The 25,512-nt window shown below is 61.7% G+C and carries 21 protein-coding genes and 1 pseudogene; 14 read left to right on the top strand and 8 right to left on the bottom strand.

Translation table 11 applies throughout. The features are described 5' to 3' along the window. The first annotated feature begins 667 nt into the window (after positions 1-667). From P0D73_RS23205 to P0D73_RS23175, 7 genes are all read left to right on the top strand, one after another. Entirely contained in the window at positions 668-1,657 is a 990-nt protein-coding gene (locus P0D73_RS23205; RefSeq protein ID WP_408432944.1) for a CobW family GTP-binding protein, read from the top strand. Between the two features lie 24 nt (positions 1,658-1,681). After that, positions 1,682-2,185, top strand: coding sequence for a DUF1097 domain-containing protein (locus P0D73_RS23200; protein WP_408179762.1), 504 nt, complete (start codon positions 1,682-1,684; stop codon positions 2,183-2,185). Between the two features lie 25 nt (positions 2,186-2,210). Then, positions 2,211-2,954, top strand: a complete 744-nt coding sequence (gene nthB, locus P0D73_RS23195) for a nitrile hydratase subunit beta (protein WP_408179761.1) — start codon at positions 2,211-2,213, stop codon at positions 2,952-2,954. Positions 2,955-2,987: 33 nt separating this feature from the next. Next, positions 2,988-3,629 (top strand): nitrile hydratase subunit alpha, encoded by a 642-nt coding sequence (gene nthA, locus P0D73_RS23190; protein WP_408319664.1) that lies wholly within the window; start codon positions 2,988-2,990, stop codon positions 3,627-3,629. A 68-nt stretch (positions 3,630-3,697) separates the two neighbouring features. After that, complete coding sequence (locus tag P0D73_RS23185) at positions 3,698-3,979, top strand: nitrile hydratase accessory protein (protein ID WP_243658404.1); 282 nt, start codon at positions 3,698-3,700, stop codon at positions 3,977-3,979. Between the two features lie 84 nt (positions 3,980-4,063). Further along, on the top strand, positions 4,064-5,119 hold the full coding sequence (locus P0D73_RS23180; protein WP_132379814.1) for a HoxN/HupN/NixA family nickel/cobalt transporter: 1,056 nt from the start codon (positions 4,064-4,066) through the stop codon (positions 5,117-5,119). A gap of 55 nt (positions 5,120-5,174) precedes the next feature. Further along, on the top strand, positions 5,175-6,179 hold the full coding sequence (locus P0D73_RS23175; RefSeq protein ID WP_408179758.1) for a GlxA family transcriptional regulator: 1,005 nt from the start codon (positions 5,175-5,177) through the stop codon (positions 6,177-6,179). 113 nt (positions 6,180-6,292) lie between these two features. On the opposite strand, the gene P0D73_RS23170 is transcribed toward P0D73_RS23175, so the two are convergent. Together P0D73_RS23170 and P0D73_RS23165 are read right to left on the bottom strand one after the other, a co-directional pair. Next, on the bottom strand, positions 6,293-6,691 hold the full coding sequence (locus P0D73_RS23170) for a DUF3331 domain-containing protein (protein WP_408319667.1): 399 nt from the start codon (positions 6,689-6,691) through the stop codon (positions 6,293-6,295). Positions 6,692-7,229: 538 nt separating this feature from the next. Next, on the bottom strand, positions 7,230-7,910 hold the full coding sequence (locus tag P0D73_RS23165) for a response regulator transcription factor (RefSeq protein WP_132381217.1): 681 nt from the start codon (positions 7,908-7,910) through the stop codon (positions 7,230-7,232). Positions 7,911-8,048: 138 nt separating this feature from the next. On the opposite strand from P0D73_RS23165, the pseudogene P0D73_RS23160 reads away from it, so the two are divergent. The 4 genes and pseudogenes from P0D73_RS23160 to P0D73_RS23145 form a co-directional block, all read left to right on the top strand. Continuing rightward, positions 8,049-12,419 (top strand): annotated as a pseudogene (locus P0D73_RS23160) (ATP-binding protein); the annotation flags it as partial. A gap of 40 nt (positions 12,420-12,459) precedes the next feature. Continuing rightward, positions 12,460-13,737 carry a sensor histidine kinase gene (locus P0D73_RS23155; RefSeq protein WP_408432942.1) on the top strand — a complete coding sequence of 426 codons (1,278 nt, stop codon included), beginning with the start codon at positions 12,460-12,462 and terminating at the stop codon, positions 13,735-13,737. A 208-nt stretch (positions 13,738-13,945) separates the two neighbouring features. After that, positions 13,946-14,314 carry a response regulator transcription factor gene (locus P0D73_RS23150; RefSeq protein WP_408319671.1) on the top strand — a complete coding sequence of 123 codons (369 nt, stop codon included), beginning with the start codon at positions 13,946-13,948 and terminating at the stop codon, positions 14,312-14,314. Positions 14,315-14,567: 253 nt separating this feature from the next. Then, positions 14,568-15,143, top strand: a complete 576-nt coding sequence (locus P0D73_RS23145) for a hypothetical protein (protein ID WP_408319672.1) — start codon at positions 14,568-14,570, stop codon at positions 15,141-15,143. A gap of 150 nt (positions 15,144-15,293) precedes the next feature. On the opposite strand, the gene P0D73_RS23140 is transcribed toward P0D73_RS23145, so the two are convergent. The 6 genes from P0D73_RS23140 to P0D73_RS23115 form a co-directional block, all read right to left on the bottom strand. Continuing rightward, positions 15,294-16,931, bottom strand: coding sequence for a gamma-glutamyltransferase family protein (locus P0D73_RS23140; protein ID WP_408319673.1), 1,638 nt, complete (start codon positions 16,929-16,931; stop codon positions 15,294-15,296). A 63-nt stretch (positions 16,932-16,994) separates the two neighbouring features. Then, positions 16,995-17,891, bottom strand: coding sequence for an ABC transporter permease (locus P0D73_RS23135; protein WP_408319674.1), 897 nt, complete (start codon positions 17,889-17,891; stop codon positions 16,995-16,997). Beyond that, positions 17,891-18,835 (bottom strand): ABC transporter permease, encoded by a 945-nt coding sequence (locus tag P0D73_RS23130; protein WP_132379805.1) that lies wholly within the window; start codon positions 18,833-18,835, stop codon positions 17,891-17,893. The genes P0D73_RS23135 and P0D73_RS23130 overlap by 1 nt, the downstream gene beginning before the upstream one ends. Before the next feature lie 6 nt (positions 18,836-18,841). Beyond that, positions 18,842-20,344 (bottom strand): ABC transporter substrate-binding protein, encoded by a 1,503-nt coding sequence (locus P0D73_RS23125; RefSeq protein ID WP_408319675.1) that lies wholly within the window; start codon positions 20,342-20,344, stop codon positions 18,842-18,844. 102 nt (positions 20,345-20,446) lie between these two features. Next, positions 20,447-21,580: an ABC transporter ATP-binding protein gene (locus P0D73_RS23120; protein ID WP_408319676.1), complete on the bottom strand. Its 1,134-nt coding sequence runs from the start codon at positions 21,578-21,580 to the stop codon at positions 20,447-20,449. Continuing rightward, positions 21,577-22,599, bottom strand: coding sequence for an ABC transporter ATP-binding protein (locus tag P0D73_RS23115; RefSeq protein WP_408179751.1), 1,023 nt, complete (start codon positions 22,597-22,599; stop codon positions 21,577-21,579). The genes P0D73_RS23120 and P0D73_RS23115 overlap by 4 nt, the downstream gene beginning before the upstream one ends. Positions 22,600-22,727: 128 nt before the next feature. On the opposite strand from P0D73_RS23115, the gene P0D73_RS23110 reads away from it, so the two are divergent. The 3 genes from P0D73_RS23110 to P0D73_RS23100 all read left to right on the top strand — a co-directional run bounded on the left by P0D73_RS23110 (position 22,728) and on the right by P0D73_RS23100 (position 25,436). Further along, positions 22,728-23,594, top strand: coding sequence for a LysR substrate-binding domain-containing protein (locus tag P0D73_RS23110; protein WP_132379797.1), 867 nt, complete (start codon positions 22,728-22,730; stop codon positions 23,592-23,594). Between the two features lie 91 nt (positions 23,595-23,685). Next, positions 23,686-24,645, top strand: coding sequence for a helix-turn-helix transcriptional regulator (locus P0D73_RS23105; protein WP_408319677.1), 960 nt, complete (start codon positions 23,686-23,688; stop codon positions 24,643-24,645). An 89-nt stretch (positions 24,646-24,734) separates the two neighbouring features. After that, positions 24,735-25,436, top strand: coding sequence for a fumarylacetoacetate hydrolase family protein (locus tag P0D73_RS23100; RefSeq protein WP_408319678.1), 702 nt, complete (start codon positions 24,735-24,737; stop codon positions 25,434-25,436). Positions 25,437-25,512: the final 76 nt, after the last annotated feature.

Below are 25,512 nucleotides of genomic sequence, written 5' to 3'. Positions count from 1 at the left end.
GTTGATCATCTGCTTGGTCGGGGCGATCGCGATCTTCCCCGGGGTGGGGAACTCGTGGTAATCGAGGGCGGCTTCGCGAATGTTCTGTGCGGCAGTCTTGTTTGTCATTCTGGCGTTACTCGCAAACTATGGTCGGTACCGTTGGATATCGAAGGCATCAGCAGTCGCCATTGAACGTATAGCTGGTGGGCAATGCATTAAGGTGCCGCCTGAGACATCGCACGTGGGTCAATGTACGGGGAACTCGGAAGTGGGAAGTAATAGCTTATCCGCGGGATGCGCGTTATGGCTTCACCGAAAATCACTTGTTTATTTACTTTCAGTGAAAACTGACATCGCCTTCTGAAAGCGGAACAGCCGTAGGCACTGCCCGTTACTCCTGAATCCGCGCTCATTAGCGTTTTCCAGAGTCGTCATCGCCACCGCAGCGCATAGCTACGGAACATTCCGCACCGTCGCAGGGCATCGAATATCACGCCTGCACCAGCGCTTGGCATCGGATTCATGCCGCCTGATCGCACCATGGTGTCCTCAATGTCCGCCTCGGACAAAAACAGCCACATTTCCCGTGCATTCGGGACAAGCTGATTTCCTGCACAGACGGATGACGGCGACAGGCCTGGTACTCGCTCTATTGAGTCAGTCTCGATCAGCAACGGACTCTGCCATGACTCGCACGCCCACACCGCTCAAGCTTCCCGTCACTGTCATCTCCGGGTTTCTCGGCTCGGGTAAGACCACCCTCGTCAATCAGTTGCTGCAGCAACGGGCGCCGGGATCAATCGGCGTGGTCGTCAACGAGTTCGGCGAAGTCGGCATCGACGGACAATTGATCGTCGCCGAAGAACAGGCGCTGGTCGAAATCAATAACGGCTGCGTGTGCTGCACGGTACGCGCCGACCTCGTCGATAGTGTGAAAGCGCTGCTGGCGCGTTCGCAGACCGGCGCGGCACCCATGCAGCGCCTGATCGTCGAGACATCCGGACTCGCCGATCCGGCACCGGTCCTGCAAACGTTCCTCGCCGATCCCGACCTACGCGAAGCCGTGGATCTCGAATCGGTCGTCACTGTGGTCGACGCACTGCATCTGCGCCGGCAACTCGATGACGACATTGCGCGCGAGCAGGTGGCGTTCGCCGACGTCATTCTGATCAACAAGCTCGACCTGATCACGGAAGACGAGCTAGTCGCCGTCCAACGAACGATCCGTTCTTTGAATCCAACCGCCGCCATCATCACCTCGACCCGCTCGCAAATCCGCGCGGACGCTCTGCTGGGTGTGCGCCGCTTCTCGCTCCCCACGCTGCTCGCGATCGAGCCCGATCTGCTCGACGAAGGCGCTCACGACCACGAACACGACGTGTCGATCCAATCGTGCGCGCTGGTCGAAAAGGGCGACCTCGATGCCGCGCGCTTTAACCGTTGGATTAACGAACTCGTACAGCAGCAAGGCCAGCAACTGATGCGCATGAAAGGCGTCCTCAACTTTCACGCCGAAGCGCGACAGTTCCATTTCCATAGCGTGCATATGTTGCTGGAAGCCAAACCCGGACGCGCATGGCAGAAGGACGAGCCGCGCGAGAACAAGTTCGTGTTCATCGGCCGCAATCTGGATTTTCCACGACTACGCGAATCGTTTCTCAGCTGTATCCACTAGCCAACTTATCTCGAGGAGTCTGCAATGAAAAAGACTGATGCGCTTACCGTCAGTATCGGCGTGCTCGCCGTCGTCGACACCTACGTCACGGCAACGGTGTTTCCAGTCCCCGTCTGGGTCACGTTTATCGCGTGGGCATCGTTCTTCGTGGTCGGCGGCGGTCCGCGCGGCTTCGTGCAAAGCGTCGCGTCGAATCTCACCGGCCTCGTCATCGCGTCGCTCTCGCTGATGGCGATCGCCAATAGCGGCACGGCCCCGCTCGCCGCAGCGATCTGCGTCGGCGTCGGAAGTGCGGCGATGGTGCAGGTGTCGAAACTGAAGCTGCTGAATGTGCTGCCCGCCGTCGTGTGGGGCTTCGCTTCGACGGTCGGCACCACAGTCGCCACCGGTAAGGCGATTACCACGGTCGGTATCCAGAACCCCGCGTTGGTGGCTGCCGCCGCGCTCGTTACCGGCGCCGTCTTCGGCATCGTCTCCGAAGCGTTCGGCGAAGCACTAAGCCACAAGGCTCAGCCTCAACTCAACTGACCACCCACTTCAGGAATCGCACGTCATGAAACTACAGCACAGCCTTGGCGGGCTCGAAAACCTCGGACCCGTCAATGTCGAGACACGGGTTTTCGTCGAGCCGTGGGAGAAGCGTATTTTCGGCATTCATACGGTGATGATGGCGGAAAGCACGCATCTGTCGGACGCATTGCCAAAGTACCCGGTGGCAACGCTGCCTACCACGTTCAGGAATACGTGGACCTGGGCGTCGCTGCGCACCGGCGCCGAAGGCATGCAGCCGTTCGAATACTTCAAATACCGGTACTACGAAAAGTGGCTGATGGGGATTTCGCAATTCTTCATCGATCAGGGTTATGTATCGGCCGACGAGCTCGCGCAGAAGACCGCGCATTACCGCGCCCAGCCCGATGCGCCGTTGCCCGCGCAGCCGAATCCGGCCATTGCCTCGCAGATCAACGACTACCTTGCAAAAGGCGATTCGGGGCTGAATGCACTGACGCAGACGCCGCGCTTCGAACCCGGTGCCCAGGTGTGCATCGCCGATCCGGCCGCCGTCGATCACACGCGTTTGCCGGGCTACCTGCGCAACAAGCGCGGTGTGATCGACTTCGTCTATCCGGGTGCCTACTCCTACTTCGTATCGACCGGGCCCGACGGCATCGGCGAGCCGATGCCCGTCTATCGCGTTGCATTCAAGGCCGAGGACATCTGGGGCAAGGAAAAGAGCGAGCCAAACACGACGATCTACGCCGACCTATACGAAGCGTATCTCGATGCATCGAACTGAATCTCTACACCCATCACCTGGTATGGAACCAACATGAGCGAACTTTTCAAATACGACGACGAGCGCGAGGCCGCGAGCGCGGCCAAGGTACGGGCGCTCGAAGCGCTTCTGATCGAGAAAGGAGTGCTGGGCAGCGACTCGGTCGATACCGTGCTGGCTCATTTCGAAACGATGGCTGGCCCGTTCAATGGCGCGAAAATTGTGGCGCGCGCGTGGATCGACCCAGCGTTCAGAGAACGCCTTGTCGAAGACACGCCGAAGGCGATTGCGGAAATGGACTTCCCGGCCGGGATGGAAGGCGCGGAAGGCGAACACATGGCCGCAGTCGCCAACGGCGACGGCGTTCACAACCTCATCATCTGCACGCTCTGCTCCTGCTATCCCTGGCCTGTGCTGGGTCTGCCGCCCTATTGGTACAAGGACCCGGTGTTTCGCGCGCGCGGCGTGCGCGAACCGCGCGCCGTGCTGAAGGAGTTCGGCGTGCCGGTTTCGGACGAGACAGAAGTCAAGGTATGGGACAGCAGCGCGCAAATCCGCTGGTTCGTCATCCCGGAGCGGCCCGCGGGCACTGAAGGCATGAGCGAAGCGGAACTGGCCGCGCTCGTGACACCCGAAGCGATGATGGGTGTGGCGCTGGTGCCCTCGCCTGACACATCGCCTCGGTCGGCGGTCTGATCATGTTTACCCGGTTCGAGGAATATGCCGCCTCCAGCATGCTTGGACATCCGGACTCTCCGCCGCGCATGCAAGGCAAACTTCTGTTCGACAAGCCATGGGAGCGGCAGGTATTCGGGCTCGCGCTTTCGCTGTCGAAGGCGGGGCACTTCGAGTGGGAAGACTTCCGCCAGAATCTCATCGAGTCGATCGCGGAATGGGAAGACGGATACTGCGCGGGGCAGCCACCGTGGGACTACTACGAGCGCTTTCTGCTCGCCCTCGAAAAGACCGTGACGCAGGCTGGGGTGCTGTCGGCCACAGACATGGCGTCGCTGAATCTGCGCGCATTGCGTCCGTCCAGCGACTGAGCCGTGCCCTTGCTTCCGGCGTTCAGACAAGGGCGCGAGAACGCTCGCCATATCGCGTAACGAAGTTTCATCAGGATATCTATCATGCTCAAGCAACTGTCCAATGTACTTACCGGATCCGATCCTCAGGTCCAGCGCAAGCTCTTCGGCATTTACGGCCTGCTGTTGGTGACTAATGCCGCCGCGTGGATCTGGGCGTTCGTGTCGTTCTGGGACCACCCGGTCCTGCTTGGCACCGCGTTGATCGCCTACGGATTGGGCTTGCGCCATGCGGTCGATGCCGATCACATTGCCGCGATCGACAACGTGACCCGCAAGCTGATGCAGGAAAAAAGGCGCCCTGTCGCCGTGGGCTTTTTCTTCTCGCTCGGTCACTCGACCATCATCGTCATCGCCTCGCTCGCGGTCGTGGCGGTCGCAAGCGTGTTGAGCACGCGCTTTGCCCAATACAAGGAATTGGGCGGCCTGATCAGCACGTCGGTGTCGACAGTCTTTCTGTTCGCAATAGCGTTCCTGAACCTGCTGATTCTGAAAGCGATCTTCCAGGCATGGCGCCACGTTCGCGCAGGCGGCGCCTACGTCGACGACGACTTCGACATGTTGCTAGCCGATCGCGGCTTTCTCGCGCGGATTTTTCGCCCGATGTTTCGGCTAGTCACGCGCAGTTGGCACATGTTCCCGCTTGGCTTTCTGTTCGGACTGGGTTTCGACACCGCGACTGAGGTGAGCTTGCTCGGCATGTCCGCGTCGCAGGCTTCCCACGGCATTTCGCCATGGGCGGTCATGGTGTTCCCGGCGCTCTTCAGCGCGGGAATGTCGCTGGTGGATACGCTCGATGGTCACCTGATGCTCGGGGCCTACGGCTGGGCCTATCTCAAGCCGATTCGTAAGATCTACTACAACATGACGATCACACTGGTGTCGGTCGCGGTCGCGCTGCTGGTCGGCACGATCGAGGCCCTGGGCCTGATTTCTGACCACTTGAAGCTCGAAGGCAAGCTGTGGGATGCTATCGGGACGCTGAACGACAACTTCGGCACGCTGGGCTACATCATCATCGGCATCTTCGCCGCGAGCTGGCTCGTATCGATGGTGCTTTACCGAACCCGGCGCTTCGACGAACTCGAGGCGAGCCGCTAGGCGAGCGCATGCGGCATGCGTCGCGCCAGCCTCGGCTCCATTTTGACTGACCCCTATGCGCAAGATCACCGTCGGAATGGTGCTGTTCCCCGGATTCCAGCTGCTCGATATCGCGGGGCCCAAGGACGCCTTTGCGGAGGTCCGCATCCTCAGTCAGGGGGCCTGCGAATACGAAATGCTGACGATCGGCACGACGCGCGGTAGTGTGCTGTCTTCCAGCGGGCTCACGGTAATGCCGGACCGGACCATCTTCGATCCGTGTCCGCATTTCGACACGGTGATCGTGCCCGGCGGCCTCGGCGTATTCGAAGTACTCGAAGACTCGACGCTCAGCGAATGGCTCGCGAAGCAGCACAAGAGCACGAGGCGGATCGCCGCCATCTGCAACGGCGTTTTTGCTTTCGGCGCCGCCGGCATGATCGATAACCGTACGGTCACGACCCACTGGATGGACGCCACGCGTCTTTCGTCAATGTTTCCGAAGGCGAAGGTCGAACCCGACCAGATCTACGTAAAAGATAGCGGCCTCTACACGACCGCAGGCGTAACCGCCGGCATCGATCTCGCGCTGGTCATGATCGAAGAAGACTTCGGCAAGCAAATGGCGCTCGACGTCGCAAAGTATCTGATCGTATATGTGCGCCGCGCGGGCGGCCAATCGCAATTCAGCCCCCTGTTGGAAACCCAGGCCGCCAGCGATTCCCAGATCCAGTCAATTCAGCAGTACCTGCTCGATAACCTTCATCTGAATCACACGACCACGTCGCTTGCGCGCCGCCTCAAAATGAGTCCGCGCAATCTGTCCCGCATCTTCACCAAAGAATGCGGCGTCAGTCTCATCGCATTCCTCAACGACGCGCGCATCGATGCGGCGCGCCGCTACCTCGAAAGCACCCGCCACCCGATCGGCGAAATCGCGAAGCGTTGCGGCTTTGAGAGCGCGGATACGCTTCGGCGTACGTTTAGCCGCAGGCTTCAGATCAGTCCCGCCGAATACCGGCAACGCTTTCGCTCCGGCGATCCCGTGAACGACGGGGCTGCTGCTCTGCGTCACCGATGACGAAAGCGATAGCTAACCGTGCCAATTGCGCGTGATCGTCGAGACGCTTCCGGTTTCAAGTTGAACTGTTTGTCGCCAAACCCTGGCGCGCACTCTGCGACGGCCAGCGCGTCTCAGCCACGTGTGCTGGCCTTGCGCAGCTCGCTGGCCAGAATCACTGCTTCGCTGTTGAGTGGTTTGAACGATCCGCGGATTCGGGGACGGTAGACCGGGTCGCCCTTGCGGATGCGCTCGCCAGACAGGGCGCAACGCGCCGCCGCGGGAGCGAAGCATAGTGCCCAGATTTGCTCCTCGTAGTTGCAACGCGTCGGGTCGTGCCAGCGCAATGCGAAGAGCGAATTGGACAGTTCCTCCACGATCGTCACAGTATAGGTACGCACGTCGCCGCCCTCCGATTTACGCGAATTGAGCGGCTCACCCCCCAAGCGGGAGCGACCGCACAGGTCCGAGGACTCCGCATCGGGTCTGGCGGAGAAAAAGATTGGCCGATGGCTGCGAGCGTCGTCGTCCACGGGTTCCGAACCTCGGGCGCTGAAGTAACCCGGTCCGGCCGAGGCGATGAGGGATGTTCACGATCGTTTGCGATCCTTAGCAAAGAGTGAGGCAGCGGCCGAGCAACTCCCGACTTTGCGGCTACTGGATGCATATGGCGGAGAAGTCGACGGTACGGCGATATATGGTCCTCCCTAGCCACGGCACGAACGTGTACTCGCCGTAGGAGTTGCTCCCGATATGGATCCAGCTACGTAGAACATATGACACGATGATTCCTTGGGGACGTTAAGAAGCGAACCGGTCGGGCGGCCATCCGAAAGCGCCATGGGGTCGTCGGGCCGAACTGCGAGCTTTGCGCTGCAAGGAGAGCAAGCGTGCCGCGATAAGAGAAGGGTAGATTTAGCCGGAGGGCGAGTCTACTCTACGGTTGGATATACCGATGCCGCATTAGCGTAACCGGCTTATACGGACGTATAAGTGCGGTAAGGAGATTTCACCGAGCTTGCCGCGTCAAGCGAATCTCCTGTTGAGCGGCAAACGCGGGCAGATCCGCGCTCAGCACTGACGGCCGTCGGGCAGACAGGGCTTGATACCAAGCGATTCGGCCTTGCGCACGAGGTCCGGCATAGAGCGTGCGTTCATTTTTCGCATGACCTGTCCACGGTGCACCTTGACCGTGATTTCGCTCAAGTTCATCTCAGAGGCAATCTGCTTGTTCAGCAGGCCGGACAAGACAAAGCCCATCACCTCTTTCTCGCGCGGCGAAAGAGACTGGTACGCAGCGCGTAGACCGGCTAACGCGGCTTCCGCAGCGAGCCGTTCGCTGTCTCGCGCCAAGGCGTGGGCAACTGCGTCGAGCATGTCCTGGTCTTTGAATGGCTTCGCAAAAAAATCAAGCGCGCCAGCCTTCATTGCCTTCACCCCCATCTCGATGTCTCCATGACCGGTCATGAAGACGACGGGAATACGCATGCCGCTATTGACGATTTCCTGGTGAAAAGCCATGCCGCTTTTCCCGCGGAGTCGCACGTCGAGGATGAGGCAGCTCGGTCCCGCGGAATGAGGAAACTGGAGAAATTCGTCCGGCGACTCGAACGTTTCGACGCGCAAGCCTACCGAGCGCAAAAGCAGGTCAAGGGCCAGACGGATTCCTTTGTCGTCATCGACGACGTAGATGACGGACGCGTCGGTTGTTTCGGATTTGTCCGTCGTTCGGCGGGTCGGTCTAGTAGTCATCTTGACACCTTGGGAAGCCGGAATGCGGTCGCACCCCTCTGGCATGGACCCATTTTCAACTTGCCAATGCTTTTGCGTCTCATTGGCAACCGAGTAAACTAATTGTAAATCGTTGCAGTCGTCACGTGATTATTTTGGATGAGGTCAACGTCCGTGCAGGCCTGGACCTCATTCAACAGCGGAATGCAACGTGCAGGTGTCGGGCCGGGTCGCGGCAGACAAGGGGGGACAATGATTGTCGCGAATTGTCAGACCATTGATCGGGTCTACGTGACAGCGGGCTCGGACCTCTACCGTGCCCGACGCTTGACAGATGGGCGGCCGGTGCTCCTGAAGCTCCTTCCCGAACACGCCGGCGCAGTCCAGTCCGCTCGTTTCAAGCGCGAATATCTGCTCCTTCAAAGGTTGAACATCGCTGGCGTTGCCAAGCCGCTTACCCTGATCGATGACCGCGGACGCCTGGTGTCGGTTATGGAAGACTTCTCGGGCGAATCGCTCGAGACTATTTTGTGGCACGGCCCGCGCCCGGACCTGCCTCGCTGCCTCGCTATCGCCCATCACCTGGCCGATGCATTGGCGGGCGTCGATACCGCCCACGTCATCCATCGAGATCTGCGGCCGGCCAATATTCTGGTCGCGCCAGACACTGGCCATGTTCTGCTGGTGGATTTCAGCCTCGCGACGACCCAGGAACACACCGTCTCGCCAGAGGACATTGTCGTATCCGTGGGCGAGTGGGCGTATATGTCCCCCGAACAAACCGGCCGCATGAATCGGCCGGTTGATTACCGGACCGATTGCTATTCGATGGGCGTGTTGCTCTATCGCATGCTGACCGGTCAGTTGCCGTTCCAGGCAAGCGATCCGCTGGAATGGACGCATTGCCACATCGCCCGTATGCCACCGCCGCCGTGCGATATCGCGCCCGCGGTGCCGCAACCGGTGTCCGACATCGTGATGAAGCTGTTGGCCAAACTACCGGAGGATCGTTATCAAAGCATGCGTGGCGTGCAAGCCGATCTTGACCGCTGTCTGGCGCAATGGCGCGCCTCCGGCCGGATCGAGCCGTTCCGGCTCGGCACGGACGATCTATCGGATCGCTTCCAGATTCCACACAGACTGTACGGGCGCGATCAGGAATTGAATGCGCTCCTCGGTGTATTCGAACTTATGGCGGCCACCGGCCGGGCGGCGCTTGCCACCGTATCTGGGTACTCGGGCATCGGCAAGTCGTCGCTCGTCGACACCTTGCGCAAGCCGATTGTCACGAAGCATGGCTACTTCATTTCAGGCAAGTTCGATCAGTACCAGCGAGACATTCCGTATGCCACCCTTACGCAAGCGTTTGGCGAGTTGGTGCAGCAACTGCTGGCCGAAAGTGCAGCACGCATCGCCGGCTGGCGACAACAACTGCAGGCTGCGGTCGGGGTCAATGGCCAACTTATTCTCGATGTGCTGCCCAAAGTCGAGTTGATCATCGGCACCCAAGCTCCGGTACCGGCGCTGCCCCCGGCGGAGGCGCAAACCCGGTTCCGCCTGGTCTTCCGGCAATTCGTGACCGTGTTCACGAGCAAGGCACATCCGCTAGTCCTCTTCCTGGACGATCTGCAGTGGATCGACGCCGCCAGCCTGGCGCTCGTCGAACACCTGCTCACCCACCCAGACACCTGTTATCTGATGCTAATCGGCGCCTATCGCGACAACGAAGTGAGCCGAGCGCATCCGCTTATGAAGAGCCTCGATGCGATCCATCACAGCGGCACGCCGGTGATCGACATCCAGCTCGCGCCGTTGTCCGCCGCGCATCTGAATCAGTTGGTCGCCGATACGCTGCATGCGCCACACGCGTCCTGCGGGCCGCTCACACACCTCATTTGCGAACGCACCGAGAGCAACCCGTTCTTCTTTATCCAATTCCTGGATGCGCTACACAAGGAGGGGTTGCTGCGGCGTGATGCACAGGTTCAGGCATGGCAGTGGGACCTGGATCAGATCAAAGCGAAAGACTTCGCCGACAACGTCGTCGATCTGATGTTGCGCAAGTTGCGGCAACTGCCGATCCCGGCACAGGAAGCGCTGCAGCTGGCCGCTTGCCTCGGCAACAAGTTCGACCTGCGGATTCTCGCGCTGGTCAGCGGCCAGGCCGAACTCGAGCAGCAACTTGCGCCTGCCGTGCGCGAGAATTTGATTCTGCGCACCCATGGCAGCGGTAAGTTCCTGCACGACCGGATCCAGCAAGCGGCTTACTCACTGGTTCCCGAAGAGCGCCGCAGTGAAGTACACCTGCGCATCGGTCGCGTGCTCCTCTCGAACATGACGGCCGACGAGCTCGCCGATCATCTGTTCGATGTGGCAAACCAGTTCAATCGGGGCGCCGCGCTGATCAAGGCGCCTGAAGAATGCGAGCGTGTCGCTGAACTCAATCTCAGCGCCGGCATGCGTGCCAAGGCAGCGACGGCCTACGCATCGGCACTGGCCTATTTCACTGCCGGAGACGCACTGGTGACACAGGATGGTACGAACCGGCACGATGCGCTCACGTTCTCGCTCGGCTTTCAGCGTGCCGAATGCGAATTCCTGAACAGCTACCTGACGTCGGCGGAACAACGGCTGTCGATGCTTTCAAACCGCGCCGCAAACCTCATCGACAAGGCCGCCGTCGCGTGCCTGCGCATGGCCCTTTATATGAACGCGGGACAAGCCGACCGCGCCGTTGAAGTGAGCCTCGAATATCTCCGTGCCGTCGGCGTCACGTGGTCGCCGCACCCGCGGAAAGATGAGGTGCAGCAGGAGTACAAACAACTGTGGCAACGGATGGGCAGCCGCTCGATCGAGCAGCTCCTCGAATTGCCTCTGATGACCGATCCCGTGTGCCGTGCCACCCTGGACGTGCTAACAGCCGTCCAGCCGCCCGCCCATGCCACCGACATGAACCTGTATTGCCTCGTCGCCGGTCGCATGGCGAATCTGAGCCTCGAGCATGGCAATAGCGATGGATCGGGATTCGCCTACGTCATGCTCGGCATGACCCTCGGGCCGCAATTCGGTGATTACGAGGCTGGATTCCGGTTCGGCAAGCTCGGCGTCGATCTCGTCGAGAAGCACAGGATGGATCGCTTCAAAGCTCGCGTCTACGCCGGCTTTGGCGCCTTCATCGTGCCCTGGACGGCGCACATACGTTCGGGTCGAGCCATACTGCGGCTCGCCTTCGACACGGCCAACCAAACTGGCGACCTTACGTTTTCGGGCTATTGCGGCAACAACCTGATCACCAATCTTCTGGCTGCCGGAGACCCACTCGGCGATGTGCAACGAGAAGCCGAAAGTGGCCTCGAGTTCGCACGCAAAATGCGGTTCGAATTCGTCGCCGACGTCATGACTGCACAACTCAGGCTGATCAATGGACTCCGTGGTCTGACGCCCGAATTCGGCTCCTTCAACGATGCCGCGTTCGACGAAGACCGGTTCGAGCAGCATTTGGCCGCAGATCCAGGGCTGGCACTTGTCGCTTGCTGGTATTGGATTCGCAAGTTGCAAGCGCGTTTCCATGCAGCTGACTACGCTTGCGCCATCGCGGCGGCATCGAATGCTGAACCGTTGCTGTGGGCGTCGCCATTCTGCTTCGAGGTGGCGGAATATCATTTCTATGGCGCGCTGGCGCGCGCAGCACACTGCGATTCGGTATCGGCTGACGAACGACCCAGGCATCTGGAGGCGCTGTCCGCTCACCAGAGGCAGCTCGAGACGTGGGCGAACAATTGCCCCGAGAATTTCACGAACCGCGCCGCGCTGATAGCCGCGGAGATTGCCCGACTCGAGAGGCACGACTCCGACGCCATGCGGCTTTACGAACAGGCCATTCGTTCGGCACGCGAGCACCACTTCGTCCATAACGAGGCAATCGCTTATGAGCGCGCATCGGCGTTCTACCGGACGCGTGGATTCGAGACAATTGCCGACACATACATGCGAAAGGCGCGCGACTGCTTTGCGCGCTGGGGCGCCGACGGTAAGGTCAGACAGATCGACGCGCGCGCGCCGCAACTGCGCGAAGAGCCGGCTTCATCGGCGGTCACTGCATTCGGTAATGTCGAGCAACTGGATCTGCTATCGGTCACCAAGGCCTCCCAGGCCATCTCTGGCCAGATCGTGCTCGAGGATCTCGTCGACACGCTGATGCACATCCTGCTTGAAAATGCCGGGGCGCAGACCTGCCATTTGCTGCTCGCACGCAACGAGAGCCTGGTCCTCGCGGCGGAAGCGAGCGTCGAGCAGCAGACGATCCAGGTACGGCGGCATCTGGGCCGGGCGCGGCCCGCACAGGCGTTGCCGGAATCGTCCGTACGCGAATCGGTGCTGCCCGCGTCCATCATCAATTACGTGCGCCGCTGCCAGGAGCGGGTATTGCTGACGGATGCGATGCAATCGAATCCCTTTGCGGCAGACGACTACTTTGCCCGCCGGCGACCGAAGTCGGTGTTATGCCTGCCGATCATGCGGCGCTCTGCGTTGATCGGCCTGTTGTATCTGGAGAACAACCTGGCCACGCATGCTTTCACCTCCCGAACGCGTGACCGTGCTGGAACTGCTGGCCTCGCAGGCTGCGATCTCGCTGGAGAACGCGCTGCTCTACGCCGACCTGCAACGCGAGAACAGCGAGCGCAAGCTGGCCGAGGAGGAGCTACGCCTGCGCGAAGCACGCATCCGGCGGCTGGTCGAATCGAACATCATCGGAGTGTTCTTCTGGAACGTGGCCGGTATCGCAACCGACGCGAACGACGCGTTTCTCCGGATCGTAGGTTATTCGCGACAAGATCTGCTGTCCGGCCATGTCCAATGGGCCACCATGACACCTCCGGAATATCGCGCCGCCGATGCGCGGGCGATTGACGACCTACGGCAGCGCGGGAGTTCCCCGCCCTATGAGAAGGAATATATCCGCAAGGACGGCAGTCGCATCCCGGTTCTGGTCGGCGGCGCGCTAATCGAGGGCTCGGAGGAAAACGGCGTGGCGTTCGTGCTCGACCTGACCGAACAGAAGGAGGCCGAGGCGGAACTCGCAGCGCGGCGGACCGCGGCCAAACAGGCAGAGGAGCAGTTGCAAGCGTTGCAGGTGGAACTGGCTCATGCAACTCGCGTAACAACGCTTGGGGAACTGAGTGCATCCATCGCCCACGAAGTCGGCCAGCCGCTCGGCGCGATCGTGACTAGTGGCGAAGCCTGCCTGCGATGGCTCGGCCGCGGGGAGCCGCAGCCGGAAGAGGTGCGGGCCTGTGTGCAGCATATGATCGGCGAAGGTAGGCGCGCGAGTGAAATTGTCCGGCGTATCCGCACGCTCACCAGGAAGGCTGCCCCGCGGAAGACGCAGCTGGAACTCAACGATGTGATCAATGACGTCGTGGCCCTGGTTCAGCGCGAAGTCTTGAATCATCGCGTTTCGTTGCGCCTCGAGCTTGACTCCGGGCTGCCTCCGTTGCTCGGCGATCGGGTCCAGCTTCAGCAGGTGCTCATCAATCTGGTCATAAACGGTATCCAGGCGATGGCTGACATCGGCGGCGACTCACGTGAACTCCGGGTCGAGTCCCATCGGGATAGCGATGGGCACGTCGTGGTCGCCGTACAGGATTCTGGCCCGGGGATCGATCCGGAAAGCGCAAATCGGCTGTTCGACGCTTTCTTCACCACGAAGGCCGAAGGAATGGGCATGGGGTTGTCGATCTGCCGTTCGATCATCGAAGCCCACGGAGGACAAGTGTGGGCGTCCAACAATGCCGGGCACGGGGCCATTTTCCAGTTCAGCCTGCCTTCGATTAGCGAAGCGTCCTGAAGGGCAATCCGGCGTGATAAACAGGACAATAATTGGTAATGGTCGGGAGCACGATCGAGACGCATCCGGATCGACGCTACGCTTATGACCCGTTTATACATTCGTATCATTTCCGTGCTGCGGCTTCCGAGCTACGATTGATTTGAGTCGCATGCCACACGATTTCGTCTGGCACGCTCCGCTTTCAGTGTGTCGAGGCCCGTCGCTTGTGTCTTCTCAAATTGTTTCCATCGTCGACGACGATGAGGGTGCCCGGGTGGCGACCGCGAGTCTGGTTCGTTCGCTAGGGTGGCAGGCACGCGTGTTTGCATCGGCGGAAGAATTTCTGGAGTCGGGGTCAATCGGCGAAACGTCATTCCTGATTTCGGATATACGGATGCCGGGCTTGTCCGGAATCGAACTGCACGACCATCTTCTGGCCCTCGGGTACGCCATTCCGATCATTTTCACCTCGGGATTCCCGACTGACGCCGTTGAGGCCAAAATCCAGGCCAGAGGTGCGCCCCCTTTCCTCGAGAAGCCCGTTGACGCCATCACTGTCGAGCGATTGCTCAATCTTGCGCTGGGTCGGCCATAGCGCGTTCGCAGTTCGTCAGGAGATTGCCGTCGCGCCGGGCCACGCAATCCGGTCGCTCACAGCTTCAGTTCCCCCTGCTTCGTCAGGACGGTTTTCTTCGCCTTCAGCCATCACGCGAGTTATACGCGGGTATGAGATTCCTATCTACATGCACCGGCGTTCGAACCGTTCGTAGAATGGTTTCGTGTGGCTCGCACCTGTACATTGTTTTCAAGGCCAGTGTGCAAGCACGATACACCTGGCATGGTCAGTCTTGTTTATCACCAGTTCGTTCGATCAATACGCGAACTTAAATCCGGTTTCTCGACGATTGACGCTCACGGTTTGTCTCGCGGCCTGGGCCGTGGATCTGCTGCGCGCATCGCGGCCCATGCTGTCAGCCGGTGGTGGCCGCCGCACTTGCGGCATATCTGAAGGAGGAGCAACCGATGATGACCGTCGTGCTTATCTACATGTCCGGCTTCCTCGTCGTCGTGGCCACTTTGCTTGTCGCAATGATCAAGACCACCGCGCATCCAAATCGTTGAAACGAGGAAATGTCGTATCTATCCGCCGCCGTTATTCGCATCTGCGTGATTTGACCACGCACATGTTCGATGTTGTGGAGGTTGTCATGTTCATCCAGTCCAACCAGATAGCACTGCCTTTTTCGTTCGAACTCGACCTGTGCGCATGGGCAAACGCCGTGTACGAAGAAGCCGTCGGAGAAGGTTTCATTCGCGTGCCTTGGGAGCCGGACGATGCGATCGTGCGGCGATTGCAGGCTTACTTCCACAGTGGCCTGTCGCCTGCCGAAGCTGCGAGCGCGTGTTTCTGTCTAAACCACTGATGATCGCGCCTGACGCTGAGCCTGAGATCGCCCGTCTGTCCCGCCCGATCAAATCGCACACGGGTGCGTGGCATCTTTGAGCCCGAGCCTCACAAGCGGCGGGTCGCGACCTGCGAGGCTCAGGCATCTTGTACGGCACGGCTGCCAGGATCAGAACCCGGCGGCCAGCCCGTCGCGCCGGGTGTCACTCGCAGCGACATAGCCGCGCTCGGGGTCGTTGCGATCGAGCTTCCAGATGAACTGGCCGGAGCCGAAGTCCATATACGGATCGTCGACCGACTTGATCGTGTGGCCGAGACCCACGAGTGCACGCACCGTGTCCTCATCGAGCGTTGCTTCGACGTCAACCGTGAAGTCGCGATTGACCTTCCAGCGCGGCGCGTCGCACGCGGCCTGCGGCTGCTGGCCGTAGTCGAGCATGCGCACGATCGATTGCAGATGTCCTTGCGGCTGCATGTCGCCGCCCATCACGCCGAAACTCATCACCGCTTCCTGGCGGCCGTCGACCCGCTGGGTCAGGAAAGCAGGGATGATCGTATGGAACGGTCGCTTGCCGCCCTCGACCACGTTCGCCGACTTCGGATCCATCGAGAACCCATAGCCGCGGTTCTGCAGCGAAATGCCGGCGTCCGGCACGACGATGCCCGAGCCGAAGCCCATGTAGTTCGACTGAATGAAGCTCACCATCATGCCGCGCTCGTCGGCCACCGACATGTAGATCGTGCCGCCCGCCTTCGGCATGCCGAAATCGAACTGCGTGGCACGCTTCGGGTCGATTAACTTCGCGCGCGACTTCAGGTACGCGTCGTCGAGCATCTGTTCGGGTGTGACCTCCATCGAGCGCGGATCGGCGACGTACTGGTAGACGTCGGCGAACGCGAGCTTCATCGCTTCGATCTGCAGGTGCTGCGATTCGATGCCGTCAATCCGCAGCGCGCCCACGTCGAACTGTTCGAGAATGCCGAGCGCGATCAGTGCGGCAATGCCCTGGCCGTTCGGCGGAATTTCGTGCACCGTGTGGCCGCGATAGTCCTTGCTGATCGGCTCGACCCAGTCGACGCGATAGTTGCGCAGATCGTCCATCGTGAGCGCGCCGCCGCCCTGGCGCGAAAACGCGGCGATCTGTTCGGCGATCTCGCCTTCGTAATACGCGCGCGGGCCCTGTTCGGCCAACTTGCGCAGCGTCTTCGCGTGCCCGGGGAAGCGCACCAGTTCACTCACTTCCGGCGCGCGGCCACGTGGCATGAACGTCTCGGCGAAGCCCGGCTGGTCCTTCAGTTCCGGCACAGCGGCCGCCCACTTGTACGCAACGACGCTCGCCACCGCATGGCCGCGCTCGGCGATTTCGATCGCCGGCTCCATCAGGTCGGCGAACGGCAGCGTGCCGAACTTCCGATGCAGCGCCTCCCAGCCGGCGATTACGCCCGGCACCGTCACGGCATCCCAGCCGCGCTTGGGGTGCTTCGCGAGACCGTTTTCCTCACCGTACTTACGCTTGAAGTAATCGACGTTCCACGCGGCGGGCGACACGCCCGACGCGTTCAGCCCATGCAGCTTCGCGCCGTCCCAGACGAGCGCGAACGCGTCACTGCCGAGCCCGCACGAAACCGGCTCGACGACCGTGATCGCCGCCGCCGCGGCAATCGCCGCATCGACGGCGTTGCCGCCTTTCCACAACATCCGCAAGCCGGCTTGTGCGGCAAGCGGGTGGGACGTCGAAACGATGTTGCGCGCGAACACGGGCAAACGGGGTGTTGGATACGGGTTTTGCCAATTGAAACGTGTCATTGAAAAACTCAAACGAGAGTAATGAGGGGGCCGTCGGCCCATTGAGGCGGTGACGGACTCGGGTTACGACTCGCGCGGATCGAGCGCATCGCGCAGGCCGTCGCCGAGCAGGTTGAAACCGAGCACGGCCAGAAAGATCGCGATGCCCGGGAAAATCGACATCCACGGCGCCTGACTGACAAAATCCTTCGCGGTGTTGAGCATCGAACCCCACGACGGCGCTGGCGGCAGTTGGCCGAGCCCGAGAAACGACAGGCTCGCTTCGGCGATGATCGCAGTCGCGATCGTCAGGCTTGCCTGCACGATGATCGGCGGTAACACGTTCGGCAGGATGTACCGCACGATGATCCGCGCGTGGCCGAGGCCGATTGCCCGCGCGCCTTCGACGTATTCCTCGGCCTTCACGGTGATCGCCTGGCCGCGCGTCAGCCGGACGAAGCGCGGCATCGCGGAGATGCCGATCGCGGCCATTGCGTTGGTCAGGCTCGGTCCGAGGAACGCGGCGAGCGCGATGGCGAGGATCAGGAACGGAATCGACAGCAACGCATCGGCGATTCGCGAGATCACTCCGTCGACGAGCTTGCCGAAATAGCCGGCCACCAAGCCGAGCGGCACGCCGATCACGACCGCGATGCCGACCGACACGACGCCCGCCAGCAGCGACGCGCGCGCGCCCCACAGCAGACGGCTCAGCACGTCACGGCCGAGTTCGTCGGTGCCGAACCAGTGCACGGCCGAAGGCGCCTGCCGCACGGTCATGAAGCTGGCCTGCACCGGGTCGTAATGTGAGAGCCACGGCGCGAATATCGCCATCAGGACGATGAGCAGCACGAGCGCCGCGCCGAACACGGCGGCGCGATTGCGCATGAACTTCGCGATTCCGCGGCGCTTGCGGCGCGGCAGTACGGTCGTCTGCGACGCAGCGGCCGACGCGTGAACGGGGTTGGCGGAAGTAGCCATCAGCTGCGTCTCAGTCGGGGATTGAGGAGGACGTACAGCACGTCGGCGCACAGGTTCACGACGATGAAGCACAGCGCGGTGACGAGCACGACACCCTGCACGACCGCGTAGTCGCGATTGAACACGGCATCGACAATGAGCTTGCCGAAGCCGGGGATCGTGAAAACCTGCTCGGTCAGCACCGCACCCGCGAGCAGTTCGCCGAACAGCAGCGCGAGCACCGTGACAATAGGAACCAGCGCGTTGCGAAAAGCGTGCTTGACGACGACGGTGCCGCGCAGCAGCCCCTTGGCACGCGCGGTCCGAATATAGTCGGTGCGCAGCACGCTCAGCATCGCGCTGCGCGTGTGGCGCATCAATTGCGCGCCGAGCGAGGCGCCGAGCACGAACGCGGGCATCAACATGGTCTTGATGCTGAGCCAGAAGTCTTCGGCCGGCGACACGTAGCCGGACGACGGCAGCAGGTGCCAGCGCACCGAGACGATGAAGATCAGCATGATCCCGAGCCAGAAGTTCGGGATCGACATGCCGGACAGCGCGAAGATGTTCGCGCCGTAATCGAGCGCGCCGCCGCGGCTTGCAGCGGAGATGACGCCGGCCGGAATGCCGATGCCGATCGCGAAGATCATCGCCATCGCCGCAAGCTGCAGTGTGACCGGCAGCTTCTGCGCGATCAGCGACGTCACCGGCACGTCGGTGCGCAGCGACGCGCCGAGATCGCCATGCACGACGTCGCGAACCCACAGTGCGTACTGCGTCGGCACCGGTTCGTCGAGGTGGTACTTGACGCGCAACGACGCGATCAACTGTGGATCCTGATCTTCCCCGGCCATGGCCATCACCGGATCGCCGGGCAGCAGCTTCTGCAGGCCAAAGATCAGCATCGACACGAGAATCAGCGTCGGAATGGCGACCAGCACGCGATTTGCAATGATCTGCAGCATGATCGCTCAGCCCTTGACACTGACGCCGCGTAGGCGGATCAGGCCGTCGGGATAAGGCGTGAAGCCTTGCACCTTCTTCGACAGTTCGAACGGCCACGGCTGGCTGTAGACGTAGATGATCGGATCGTCGTCGGCGAGCAGCCTGGACGCCGCGTCGTACTGCGTTTTGCGGTCCGCGGCGGTCAGCTTCACGCGCGCGGCGTCGAGCAGCTGGTCGACTTCGGCGTTGCAGTAATGCGCGTAATTGAGGTTGCCGGCGCACGTGTTGAACTGATGCAGGTTGCCGTCCGGATCAACACGGCCCGACCAGCCGAGGTACATCGCCTCGAAGTCGCCGCTGTGCGCGGCATTGAGCTCGGTCGCATAGTCGGTCGGCCGCAGCTTCAGGTTAAAGCCGGCTTCGCCGACCATCGCCTGCATCATCTGCACGATCTGGCTCGACACCGTGTTGTTCGGGTAAGTGAACTCGATGTCGACGTGCTCGTGGCCCGCCGCCTTCAGCAACGCCTTCGCCTTCGCGACGTCGCGATGCGTCATCGGCAGCGACGCGTTGTAGTACGGGCTCGACTTCGGCACCGCCTGATTCGCCGGCGCGAAGATGCCCGCGCCGATCACCTGGTTGATCGCGTCACGGTCGATCGCGAGTTCGAACGCCTGCCGCACGCGCTTGTCTTTCAGCAGCGCGTTGCTGCGCTTGCCGTTGCCGATGTTGAACGTAACGTAGTAATAGCCGAAGCCGCTGACCGGCGCGAACTTGTAGCTCGCGTCGCTCTTGACCGACGCGACATCGGACGGCGCGAGGCGCTCAAGCATGTCGAGCGAACCCGAACGCAGGTTTGCGAGGCGCACGGTGCTGTCCGGAATCGGCAGGAAGATCACGCGCTGGACCGGGTATTTGTCGGCGTCCCAGTAGCCCGGGAATTTCTCTAGCACGACGCGATCGTTCTGCACGCGCTGAACGAACTTGTACGGGCCCGAACACACAGGATGCGCGGCGACGCCAGCCGGATCGGCCAGCGTCTTAGGCGCGAGCATCATGCCGGCGCGGTCGGTCAGCGTCGCGAGCAGCGCGGCGTCTGGCTGCTTCAACACGATTGCGACCGTGTAGTCGTCGATCACGTCGACGTGATCGACCGACGCAAGTTCGCTCTTGCGGTTGCTCGTCGGCAACGTGCGGTCGCGGTCCAGGTTCGCCTTGACGGCGGCCGCATTGAACGGCTCGTCGTCCTGGAACTTCACCCCTTGACGCAGCTTGAACGTAAGCGTCTTGCCGTCGGCGCTCGTCGTCCACGACGTCGCCAGCATCGGCACGATCTTCAGGTCGGGCGTGATATCGACCAGCGCGTTGCACAGCGACGCAAATACGATCCGGTCGACGAGCTGCACGCTGCGTGCGGGGTCGAGCGAACCGATGTCGTCCTGCAAGCCGATCCGTATCGTCTGGCTGGTCTGGGCCATCGCGCCGGTGGCGCTGAGTGCGAGCGCCGCGGCAATCAACATTCTTCGCATGAGGACTTCCCTTTGTTTTCCAATTCACAAAACGGTTTGGTGAGCGGGCAGCGCAGCGGCGGTAGCTCGATTCTTCACCCGATTTTCATCTCGACCACCGGCTCAATCGACGCCGCCCGCGGCCAGCATCGTCTGGCGGTCGCGGTAGATCGCGAGCCGCTCGATCAATTTCGGGCTGACGCTCGTGGCCAGCGGTGCGCCGCCGCCGGCGTTCTGGATCTCGCGCCAGAAGTGGCATGCGACCTGCCGTCCGTCATCGAGCCGTTCGCTGATCGGCCGCGCTTGCGCGCAGTGCGGCTTCGCATGCGGACAGCGCGTATGGAAACGGCAACCGGAAGGCGGCGCGGTCGGACTCGGCAGATCGCCGGACAACGCAGGCTTTGCACGCCGCTCGTGCGGGCTGCTCGCCGGAATCGCGCGCAGCAGCGCTTGCGTGTACGGATGCAGCGGCGCGTCGAACAGTGCATCGACTTCAGCGAGCTCGACGATCTCGCCGAGATACATCACGGCGACGCGGTCGCTCATGTGGCGAATCACCGCGAGGTCGTGCGCGACCATGATCAGCGTGAGGCCGAGATCCTGTTTCAGTGTTTCGAGAAGATTGATCACCTGCGCCTGCACCGAGACGTCGAGCGCCGACACCGGCTCGTCGCCGACGATCAGCTTCGGCTCGCCGGCCAATGCGCGCGCAATCCCGATCCGTTGTCGCTGGCCGCCGGAGAATTCGTGCGGGAAACGGTCCGCGTAGGCCGGTTGCAGGCCAACCGTGCGCAGCAGTTGCGCGACGCGCTCGCGATGCTCGGCGCCGTTGCGCGCGAGCCCGTGCAGCGCGATCGGCTCGCCGACGATCTGGCCGATCGTCATGCCCGGATTCAGCGACGCGAACGGATCCTGAAAGATGATCTGCATTTCGCGGCGCAGCCGCCGCAGCGGCGCGCCTTGCTGATGCGTGATGTCGTTGCCTTGATAGAAGACGCGGCCGTCCGTCGAGTCGATCAAACGGAGCAGCAGGCGGCCCAGTGTGGACTTGCCGCAGCCCGATTCGCCGACGATCGCAAACGTCTCGCCGGGGTCGACCGCAAACGACACGTCGTTGACTGCATAGACGGTTGGCGAGCGTGTGAAGAGATGCCGCGTACCGCCAAAATGCTTCGTCAGCGCGCGCGCCTCGATGATCGGCGTCTGCGAATTCGAGGCCGGGTGTGCGTGCGGCGTCGGTGTATTGGGCGTCGTCATGCAATTTCCTTTCGCAACAGCGGCGCGGCAACCTGTTCGACCGGAGCGAGCCAGCACGCGACGCGATGCACACCGGCTATCACCTTGTCGGGCGGCGCGGCGTCGATGCAGCGTTGCTCGGCGAAGGGGCAGCGCGGCGCGAAGCGACAGCCGTTCGGCATCAACTCGGGCGACGGCACCGAACCGCGGATCGTCGCGAGCGCGCCTTCGCGCTTACCGACCGACGGAATCGCGCCCATCAGGCCGATCGTGTAGGGATGCTGCGGGTCGTCGAACAGATCGGCAACGGTGCCGTATTCGACGATGCGGCCCGCGTACATCACCGCGACGTGGTCGGCGACTTCAGCGACGACGCCGAGATCGTGCGTGATCAACACCATCGCGGTGCCGGTCTCGGCTTGCAGATTTTTCACGAGCGCCAGCACCTGCGCCTGGATCGTCACGTCGAGCGCGGTCGTCGGCTCGTCGGCGATCAACAGGCGCGGGCGGTTCGCGAGCGCCATCGCAATCATCACGCGTTGGCGCATACCGCCGGAGAGCTGATGCGGGTACGCATCGAGCCGGGTTTCCGGCGCCGGGATCCGCACGAGCCGCAGCATTTCGAGCGCCTGCTCGCGCGCCTGCCCGCGCTCGACATCGCGATGTCGCCGGATGCTTTCGGCGATCTGGTCGCCGACCGTGAACGCCGGGTTCAGCGACGTCATCGGCTCCTGAAAGATCATCGACAGCCGGTTGCCGCGAATATCAGCCAGTTCGCGCTCGGTTAGCGAGAACAGGTCCTTGCCTTCGAAATGCGCGGTGCCGGCGACGCGTTGTGCAGGCGGGCTCGCGAGCAGACCCATCAGCGCGAGCGACGTCACGCTCTTGCCACAACCCGATTCACCGACGATGCATAGTGTCTCGCCAGTGCCGACTGAGAACGACACGTCGTGGACGAGGTTCGGTACCTCGGCAGCGCGCGAGAACTTCAACGAAAAGCCGCGCACCTCCAGAACCGGTCGGCGGGCGGCATCGGTCATGCTGGGAAACTCCATATCGAGCTGGTAGTCCTGTTCAAGGCTGTCCTCGCGGCGATTATGTGGTGCGCTTGACGACAGAAAATATTAATATTTCTTACTGATACTTAACTTTTTCTTGGGGATGAGCGATGCCGACCCTGCGCATGTTGAGAACCTTTCGGGCCATCGCGCGCACCGGATCATTCGCGGCAGCGGCCCGGAGCGTCGCGCTGACCCAGGCGGCGGTCAGCTTGCAGATGCGCGGGCTCGAACAGGCGCTCGGCCGCCAGTTGTTCGACCGCAGCGGTCGGCAGATCGCGCTGAGCCGCCACGGACAAGATATCTGGCCGAAGGTCGAGCAGATTTTCGACCTCCTGGACGAACTCGAAGCGACGCCGGCGGATTCGATGGTCGGGCCAGTGACCATCGGCGCGGTGGTGTCGGTGATCGGCGCGCTCTCGCTGGTCATCGCGCGTTTGAAGGCCGCGCATCCGCAACTGGATGTGCGGCTGCTGTCGTCGCGCTCCGACGAACTGGCGCGGATGGTCGAGGCGGGTGAGGTCGATATCGCGGCGGTCGTCGCGCGTGCCGACATGACGCTGCCTGACACGCTGAAGTGGACGACGCTATACACGGAGCCGCTGATGCTGGTGGTCAGCCGCGAAATCGGTGACAACGACCCGCGGCGAATTCTGCGCAGCCACCCCTTTCTGCGCTTCGACCGCCGCGTGCGCACCGGGCGCGTCGTCGAGCATGCACTGCAGACAGTCGGCCTGACGGTCAACGAATACCTCGAACTCAACTCGATCGAGACAATCGTCGCGCTGGTGCGCGAAAATGTCGGCGTCGCGGTGCTGCCGCTTCTGCATCGCGGCAACTGGCAAAACGATCCCTTACTACGCGTGCTGCCGATTTCGAATTCGCCGGTGCTGCGCACGGTCGGCATGATCCAGCGCGCGTCGTATGACCGGCGCGGCATCACGCAGGCGATTATCGACACGCTGCACAACGACTGAGCGGCCTGCGCCCACCGCTTCACAGCGGTGCGTCTGCACACGACGACATATGGTCTGATACAGTACCCTGAATCAATTGGAGCATGCAGCCATGAAGGCTTCACGGGCGGCGGCATCACGCACTTACGCGATGCCTGAGCGAAGCGATCGCCTCGATTTCTACATACGCGACCAAGCCTCACGCCCCGCAATTGAAGAGCCGCACAAGCACGAATATTTTCAGATTCAGATCAACCTCGGCGGCGATACCGAACAGCACATCGGCGGAGTACGCCGACCTTTTCCTGCGGGTGCGGTCGCCTTTATCCTGCCGCATCGCTTGCATCTGATACCGCATCCCGCGCATTCGCGCTTCATTGTCATCAACTTTACGCAAGCGTTTCTACGCGCCAATACGGACGGAGTCGCGGGTCCCCTGGACCTCGAGGATGTGTCGATTACGCAGGCACCCGAACTCGCGCCGTTCAGGCTTCAGGAGTACATCGACTTCATTCTGGCGGACGCCGATCTCGCCGAAATCGAGCCGGTTTTGTCACGTATGCTGGAGGTCAATGAGACACGGCGCTTTGGTGCGAGCGCCCTCCTGCGCGGATACCTTCTCCAGTTGATTGGGATCGTATGCCAGCGACACGCGGATCAGCTACTTCGGCTTTCCTCGCGCAACGTCCAGAGACTCGGCCGACGAGATGCTCTGGTCCGTGTGGACCGTCATGTCGATGCCCATCTCGCGAGCAACACGCTGTCTCTGACCTCTGCCGCCGCCGCTGCGTTTCTATCGCCGAACTATCTTACGCATCTGATCAAGAAAGAGACGGGCCGGACGTTTGTCGAGTGGGTGACCGAGCGACGCATCGCACGCGCAAAGGAACTGCTGGCAAACGACAACCGGCGCATCAAGGACATCGCGTTTCTGGTCGGCTATCGCGACGAGGCCTATTTTTCGAGGCGGTTTCGTCAGTCGGTCGGTCAGTCGCCGAGCGACTTTCGCGACATGCACCGGAGTGCGCGTCAACGAAACGGCGGGGCAACCGCGCGCAAGGAAGCACCGTAAGATCGTCCTGGTGTTCAGCGGATTTGTCCTGCTCGGCAGGTTCGCAGGGCGATATCGTAGGTAGGCCAATACTACTTGCGAGGCTTACCATGACCGAATACTCGGTGACACCACCCACGATCACCTCCGTTGCTGTCAGCGGTTCGACGAGCCGATTTCCCGTGCGCCGCGTGTTCTGTGTCGGACGCAACTACGCAGAGCATGCGCGCGAAATGGGCGCCAACCCGGACCGGGACCCTCCGTTCTTTTTTTCCAAGCCTGCCGATGCAGTCGTGCCAGCGACCGGCGTCCTTCCGTATCCGCCCCTGACCTCCGACTTGCACCACGAGATTGAACTCGTCATTGCGATCGGCAAGGAAGGAAAGATCATCGCCCGCGAAGACGCACTCGATTTTGTCTGGGGCTATGGAGTCGGTGTCGATCTGACACGCCGGGATCTTCAGGCGACGGCGAAGAAACTGAGCCGCCCGTGGGACTGGGCAAAAGGCTTCGACGCGTCTGCGCCAGTGAGCGAGATCAAACCGACGTCCGAGGTGGGGCATCCATCCATTGGCCGCATATGGTTGTCCGTGAACGGAGAAGTCCGTCAGCAAGGCGATCTCAGCGAAATGATCTGGCCTGTCGCGGACATCATCAGTTACGTGTCTCAGGCCGTGACCGTGAAGCCGGGAGACCTGATCTTCAGCGGAACACCCGCCGGCGTCGGCGCACTACGCCCAGGCGACAAGGTCGCAGGCGGGGTGGATGGCGTTGCAAACTTCATTTTCGAGGTGGGCCCGCTGGTCGGATGAACGGGGCGCGGGAAGTCGCCTGAAGATCTCCCCTGCGAACAAGTGCGACCGGTGCGAACCGAGGCGCACTTTCGCA

The sequence above is a fragment of the Paraburkholderia sp. RL18-101-BIB-B genome, assembly GCF_046026985.1.
Taxonomy (GTDB): Bacteria; Pseudomonadota; Gammaproteobacteria; order Burkholderiales; family Burkholderiaceae; genus Paraburkholderia.
The sequence above is the reverse complement of the archived record's forward strand: the minus strand, read 5'-3'. Positions and strand labels throughout refer to the sequence as shown.